Source organism: Curtobacterium sp. MCBA15_008 (genome assembly GCF_001865065.1).
GTDB lineage: Bacteria > Actinomycetota > Actinomycetes > Actinomycetales > Microbacteriaceae > Curtobacterium.
The window spans coordinates 210,053-216,279 of the sequence record NZ_MJGN01000012.1; the positions used below are offsets into that span (position 1 = coordinate 210,053).

Genomic DNA, 6,227 nt, shown 5'->3' on the forward strand with positions numbered 1-6,227 from the left:
AAACCGCCCCCTACGCGCGCTCCGGCCGACCGCGGAACAGCCGGGGCCCCCGCAGCCGCAGCCGCATCGTGACCGTGCCGAGCCAGCGGTCGTACTTGTAGCCGACCTTGCCCATGCGCCCGACCTCCTCGAAGCCGAGCCGCTCGTGCAGGCGGATCGACGCCTCGGCCTGCCGGTCGGCGATGACGGCGACGATCTCGCGGACGCCGGCCGAACGGCACTCGTCGATCAGGGCCTCCATGAGCGCACGCCCGAGACCCTTCCCGCCGGACGCCGCCCCGAGGTAGATCGAGTCCTCGACCACGCGGTTCGACCGGTCCCGCGGGTTCCACGCGTCGACGAGGGCGTACCCGAGCACCTGGCCGGACGGGTTCACGGCGACGAGGAACGGCAGCTTCCGCTTCCGGATGTCGTCGTACCGCCGCTTCCACGCGGCGAACGTGAACGCCGAGGGGTCGAAGGTCACCGACGAGTTCCGGACGTAGTGCGTGTGGATCTCGCGGATGTCGGGCAGGTCCGACGCCTCCGCAGCGCGGATCGTGTACGTGAACGCGGCCTCGGCGGGCACCGGGGCACGCAGGTGTCGCGGCAGGACCCGTCGCCGCTGGTATTCCTCCTCGAGCACGGACCGAGCCTATGCCGCGGGGACGTCCGTGGGCAGGGCCCAGTCCACGGGGTCCGCACCCTGCGCGGCGAGCAACTCGTTCACCTGCGAGAACGGACGGCTGCCGAAGAACCCGCGCGAGGCGCTGAGCGGACTCGGGTGCGCGGACGCCACCACCGGGGTGTCGCCGAGGAGCAGCCGGACGGACCCCGCCTGCGCACCCCACAGCACGGCGACGAGCGGCGTCCCACGCTCGACGAGCGCACGGACGGCCTGGTCGGTGACGGCTTCCCAGCCCTTGCCGCGGTGGCTGCCGGCCTCGCCCGCCTGCACGGTGAGGACCCGGTTGAGCAGCAGGACACCCTGCGCCGACCACGGCCGCAGGTCACCGTGCTGCGGCGGTGTCACGCCGAGGTCCGCTTCGAGTTCCTTGTAGACGTTCGCCAGGCTGCGCGGGATCGGCCGCACGTGCGGGTCGACGGCGAAGGACAGGCCGATGGGGTGGCCCGGCGTCGGGTACGGGTCCTGTCCGACCACCAGGACCTTGACCGCGTCGAACGGATCGGCGAAGGCGCGGAGCACGTGGTCGCCCGCGGGCAGGTAGTGCCGACCGGCCGCGACCTCGTCGCGGAGCCAGGACCCCATCCGGTGGACGTCGTCCTCGACCGGTGCGAGCGCTCGGGCCCAGCCCGGGTCGACCAGGTCGGCGAGCGGGCGCGGCTGCACGGTCGTCGGTGCCTACGCGCCCATGGTGGCGACGGAGACCGACTCGTCCCCGGCGACGACGCGCCAGACGCTGCCGGTGCCGCGGACCTCGAGCGCGCCCTCGCCGACGACGAGCGTGGTGTCCTCGTCGATCGCGAGACCGGCGGTGACGAACTCGGCCTCGGCGCTGGCGATCAGCCGCGCGAGCGTGCCGGCCTGCACCGCGTGCACGTCGATGGTCAGGTCGACGAGTCCGAGTCCTTCGCGGAGCTCGACCTCGTCGAGTCCCTCGGCCGCTTCTTCCGGGCAGATCTCCACGCCGCCGATGCGCCAGCCGCCGACCAGGGCACGGTCGGCCGCGATCATCGCCCCGGCGGAGTAGCCGAGGTAGGGCAGGCCGTCGGACACGAGCAGGCGGATCTGGTCGACGAGCGGGGCGACGGCGTCGAGGTAGTGCGGGGTGACCCCACCCCCGACGACGAGTGCGTCGACATCGCTGAGGACGGTGGTGCTGAAGACCTCGCCCGGGGCGATCTCGGACACGAGGACCTCGGCCTGACGGGCGCCGCCGAGGACCTCGGCGATGTCCTCGGTCGAGCTGGGGCTCGCGCCCACCGAGCTGGCGACGGACAGCAGGCCGATCCGCGGGACGGTCCGGCCGACGGCTGCGGAGCGCGCCGTGGCCTCGGCGAGGAAGGACGCTGCGGCGTCCGAGGCGGCGAAGGGTCCGCCGCCGACGAGGTGGATGCTCACGACTCGGCCGTCACCGGGGCGAGGGCGCTCCACGGGAAGGTGATCCACCCGTCGACGCGGCGCCAGACGTGGTCGGGCTCGAGCACGGTGCCGGGCTTCGAGTAGAGGCAGGCGCTGCGGACGTCGGCACCGGCGTTCCGCACGATGTCGACGACCAGGCGCAGGGTGCGGCCGGAGTCGGACACGTCGTCCACGATCAGGACGCGCTTGCCGGCGAGGCTCGGGGCGTCGAGCGCGGGCGACAGGATGACCGGCTCGTCGAGGCGCTGCTCGACGTCGGTGTAGAACTCGACGTTGATCGAGCCGCACTCCTTGGTGCCGAGCGCGTAGGCGACGGCGCCGGCGATGATGAGTCCACCGCGGGCCACGGCGACGACGACCTCGGGCTCGAACCCGGAGGACAGGACGTCCTTGGCGAGCAGGCGCGCAGCGTCACCGAACTCCAGCCATCCGAGCACCTCGGGCCCGCTCGTCACGGTCACGGTCGAGGGAGCCTGGGCGGGTGACCCGGAGTCGCTGCTGATCGGCATCCGACCACGGTACCGGCACGGAGCCCGCGCCCGCGACCCGCAGGTGCACCCGGGCGCGTACTCCCGTCGTCCCGGCCCGGTCGGATCAGACCCGCGGGGCGAGCGTCCCGCGCGCGAGCTTGTGCTGCGCGGACTGCGCCACCGGGCGGATCGTCACGAGGTCGAGGTTCACGTGCGCGGGCAGCTCGACCGCGTGCACGATCGCCTCGGCGACGTCCTCGGCGACGAGCGGCTCCGGCACGTCGTCGTACACGGCAGCGGCCTTCTCGGCGTCGCCGCGGAAGCGGGTCAGTGCGAACTCGTCGGTCTTCACCAGACCCGGCGCGACCTCGACGACCCGGAGCGGTTCGCCGTTCAGCTCGAGCCGGAGCGCGGCCACCAGGGCGTGCTCGGCGAACTTCGCGGCGTTGTACCCGCCGCCGTTCTCGTACGCCACGTGCCCGGCCGTGCTCGTGACCGTGACGATGTCGGCGTTCCCCGCGGTGGCCGCACGCCGCCGCAGGTGCGGGAGCAGCGCAGCGACCACGCGCTTCGTGCCGATGACGTTCACCTCGAACATCGCGCGCCAGTCGTCGACGTCGGACGCCTCGACGCTCGCGGAGCCGAAGGCCCCACCGGCGTTGTTCACCAGGACGTCCGCTCCCCCGAGCTCCTCGACCCGTGCGGCCAGCGCCTCGACGTCGGCGGCGTCCGTGATGTCCGCGACGAGCACGTCGGCCCCGGTGGCCTCGGCGAGCGCCTGCAGCTTCGCCTCGCGCCGGGCGACGGCGAGGACGTCCCACCCGCGGGAGCGGAACAGCCGGACGGTCGCCGCCCCGATGCCCGAGCTCGCTCCGGTGACGACTGCGCGACGTGGTGCCATGTGCTTCCTCCAGGGGTCGGGCGGGGGTGCCCCTGCAACCGTACCGATCCCCGGACATCACGATCCGGTAACGTGACCCGGGATGACGACGGATGCCGCCCCTCCAGCGCCCTCGGCGCCCGCCACCGGTCTCGAGCCCGGCCGTGCGAAGCGTCGTATCCCGATGTGGGACACGGCGCGGTTCCTCGCGGTCACGCTCGTGGTCATCGGGCACGCGATCCAGCGGCAGACGACGGCGAGCGAGCACGCCCTCGCGCTGTACACCTTCATCTACGCGTTCCACATGCCCGCGTTCGGCGTGATCAGCGGCTACTTCTCGTCCGCCGACACCCCGACGGCGAAGCGGATGCGCCGCACGATCACCGACATCGTCGTGCCGTACATCATCATGCAGACGATCTGGACCGTGGTGCAGGGTCTGGCCGAGGGCGGGAAGAAGTTCAACCCGACGCAGCCGACCTGGACGCTGTGGTTCCTGCTCGCCCTGGGGATCTTCAAGCTGATCCTGCCGTACCTCGCCCAGCTGCGGTGGCCGCTGTTCTGGGCGGTCGTGTTCAGCATCGGCGTCGGGTACTTCGACAACGTGGACTCGACGCTCTCCCTGTCCCGCGCGATCAGCCTGCTGCCGTTCTTCCTGCTCGGCTGGCAGGTGAAGCAGTGGGGCGTCTTCGACCGCTGGTACGACGCGCCCCGGCGGATCGTCGTGCGGGTCCGGATCGCCGCCGCCGCGGTGTTCGCGGCGTGGGCGGTGTCGTGTGCGATCTGGATCCCGCAGTTCAAGGAGTTCGACCTCCACCACTGGTTCTTCTACGACGACTCGTACTCGGGGCTCGGCGAGGACGCCTGGTGGGCAGGTGCCGTGCGCTTCGGCCTGATGCTGCTCGCGGCGCTGCTGACGGCGTCGTTCCTGCTGCTCGTCCCCCGTCGGAACGTGTGGATCACCCAGTTCGGCGCGGCGACGATGTACGTCTACCTGCTCCACACCTTCCTGCTCTACCCGGTCCGCGAGTCCGGCATCCTCGCCGGTGCGCACTCCGCATGGCCCTACGTCCTGCTGATGGTCGGGTTCGCCTGCGCCGTCAGCCTGTTCCTCGCGCAGCCGTTCGTCCGCCGCGGGATGCGCTGGCTGCTCGAGCCCAAGGTCGACTGGCTCTTCCGCCGCGACCCGGCCTAGTCGCCCCCGCCCTTCGCACGGTGTGTGGCCAGCGCCGGCCTGGAGGCGCGGGTCGTCTCCGCCCCGCGCGTTACGTCCCGAGGCGGGTGCGCTGGTACCCGACCGGCCACGTGCGTAGCGTGAGCCAGGACGCACAGCCGCGCCGCGCCTCCAGGCCGGGCGCAGGGCGACCCGACGACCAGCCGCACCGGACAGGAGCACGAGATGACCACGAACGACGCCGCCGCCTGGCGGTTCGAGACCACGCAGATCCACGCCGGCGCGCAGCCGGACCCGACCACGGGTGCCCGCGCGACCCCGATCTACAAGACGACCTCGTACGTGTTCGAGAACTCCGACCACGCCCGCGACCTGTTCGCCCTCGCGCAGCCGGGCAACATCTACTCGCGCATCATGAACCCCACGAACGACGTCGTCGAGCAGCGCATCGCCGCGCTCGAGGGCGGCTCCGGGGCCCTGCTCGTCTCGAGCGGCCAGGCGGCCGAGACCTACGCGGTCCTGAACATCGCCGGGGCGGGTGACCACATCGTGTCCTCGTCGTCGATCTACGGCGGCACGTACAACCTGTTCAAGTACACGCTCGCGAAGCTCGGCATCGAGACGACCTTCGTGGAGGACCAGGACGACCCCGAGGAGTGGCGCCGCGCGGTCCGCCCGAACACGAAGCTGTTCTTCGCCGAGACGATCGGCAACCCGCGGATCAACGTCCTCGATCTCGCCACGGTGTCCGACATCGCGCACAGCGCCGGCGTGCCGCTCATCGTCGACAACACGATCGCGACGCCGTACCTCATCCGTCCGTTCGAGCACGGCGCCGACATCGTCGTGCACTCGGCGACGAAGTTCCTCGGTGGGCACGGGACGGTCATCGGCGGCGTCATCGTCGACGGCGGGACGTTCGCCTGGTCGGACCACGCCGAGCGCTTCTCCGAGTTCAACACGCCCGACCCCTCGTACCACGGCGCCGTGTTCGCCCAGGCCGTCGGCAACGCCCTGGCGTACATCGTCAAGGCGCGCGTGCAGCTGCTCCGCGACCTCGGCGCATCGAACTCCCCCGACACGGCCTTCGCGCTGCTGCAGGGAATCGAGACGCTGTCGCTCCGCATCGAGCGGCACGTGTCGAACGCGCAGGAGATCGCCGAGTGGCTCGACCGGCACCCGGACGTCGCGTCGGTGTCCTACGCGGGCCTGCCGACCTCGCCCTGGTACGGGGCGGCCAACAAGTACGCGCCGAAGGGCGTCGGGGCGGTGCTGTCGTTCGAGCTCAAGGGCGGCGTGCCGGCAGGCAAGGCCTTCGTCGACAACCTGCAGCTGTTCTCGCACCTGGCCAACATCGGCGACGTGCGCTCCCTGGTCATCCACCCGGCGTCGACCACGCACTCGCAGCTCACGCCGGAGCAGCAGCTGACCACCGGGGTCACGCCGGGGCTCGTGCGGCTGTCGGTCGGCATCGAGAACATCGAGGACCTGAAGGCCGACCTCGAGGCCGGGCTCGCCGCAGCCCGCGCGGTCTCGCAGGAGGGCCTGCGGGCGTAGGGCCCCGGCACCGAGGCACGGCGCGCTCGATGCCTGTGCATGTTGCGACGTCCCACGAGTCGA

The 6,227-nt window shown here is 71.8% G+C and carries 7 protein-coding genes; 2 read left to right on the forward strand and 5 right to left on the reverse strand.

Going from position 1 to position 6,227, the window contains the following annotated elements; all coding sequences use genetic code 11:
• Positions 1 to 10 precede the first annotated feature (10 nt).
• From BIU96_RS06860 to BIU96_RS06880, 5 genes are all read right to left on the reverse strand, one after another.
• Positions 11 to 625 carry a GNAT family N-acetyltransferase gene (locus tag BIU96_RS06860; RefSeq protein ID WP_071291834.1) on the reverse strand — a complete coding sequence of 205 codons (615 nt, stop codon included), beginning with the start codon at positions 623 to 625 and terminating at the stop codon, positions 11 to 13.
• 9 nt (positions 626 to 634) lie between these two features.
• Entirely contained in the window at positions 635 to 1,330 is a 696-nt protein-coding gene (locus BIU96_RS06865; protein ID WP_071291835.1) for a uracil-DNA glycosylase, read from the reverse strand.
• Positions 1,331 to 1,342: 12 nt separating this feature from the next.
• Positions 1,343 to 2,062 carry a Type 1 glutamine amidotransferase-like domain-containing protein gene (locus tag BIU96_RS06870; RefSeq protein ID WP_071291836.1) on the reverse strand — a complete coding sequence of 240 codons (720 nt, stop codon included), beginning with the start codon at positions 2,060 to 2,062 and terminating at the stop codon, positions 1,343 to 1,345.
• Positions 2,059 to 2,592, reverse strand: a complete 534-nt coding sequence (locus BIU96_RS06875; protein WP_175477478.1) for a phosphoribosyltransferase — start codon at positions 2,590 to 2,592, stop codon at positions 2,059 to 2,061. The genes BIU96_RS06870 and BIU96_RS06875 overlap by 4 nt, the downstream gene beginning before the upstream one ends.
• Before the next feature lie 85 nt (positions 2,593 to 2,677).
• On the reverse strand, positions 2,678 to 3,454 hold the full coding sequence (locus tag BIU96_RS06880) for an SDR family oxidoreductase (RefSeq protein ID WP_071291837.1): 777 nt from the start codon (positions 3,452 to 3,454) through the stop codon (positions 2,678 to 2,680).
• A gap of 82 nt (positions 3,455 to 3,536) precedes the next feature.
• Here BIU96_RS06880 and BIU96_RS06885 point away from each other — a divergent pair, with 82 nt between their 5' ends.
• Entirely contained in the window at positions 3,537 to 4,628 is a 1,092-nt protein-coding gene (locus tag BIU96_RS06885; protein WP_071291838.1) for an acyltransferase family protein, read from the forward strand.
• 204 nt (positions 4,629 to 4,832) lie between these two features.
• Positions 4,833 to 6,164 carry a bifunctional o-acetylhomoserine/o-acetylserine sulfhydrylase gene (locus BIU96_RS06890; RefSeq protein ID WP_071291839.1) on the forward strand — a complete coding sequence of 444 codons (1,332 nt, stop codon included), beginning with the start codon at positions 4,833 to 4,835 and terminating at the stop codon, positions 6,162 to 6,164.
• The last annotated feature ends 63 nt before the right edge of the window (positions 6,165 to 6,227 follow it).

Bases quoted from the DNA above. Each gene is read 5' to 3' on its own strand.
- BIU96_RS06880 (WP_071291837.1), bottom strand. From the start codon at position 3,454: ATGGCACCACGTCGCGCAGTCGTCACCGGAGCGAGCTCGGGCATCGGG.
- BIU96_RS06890 (WP_071291839.1), top strand. From the start codon at position 4,833: ATGACCACGAACGACGCCGCCGCCTGGCGGTTCGAGACCACGCAGATC.
- BIU96_RS06885 (WP_071291838.1), top strand. From the start codon at position 3,537: ATGACGACGGATGCCGCCCCTCCAGCGCCCTCGGCGCCCGCCACCGGT.
- BIU96_RS06875 (WP_175477478.1), bottom strand. From the start codon at position 2,592: ATGCCGATCAGCAGCGACTCCGGGTCACCCGCCCAGGCTCCCTCGACC.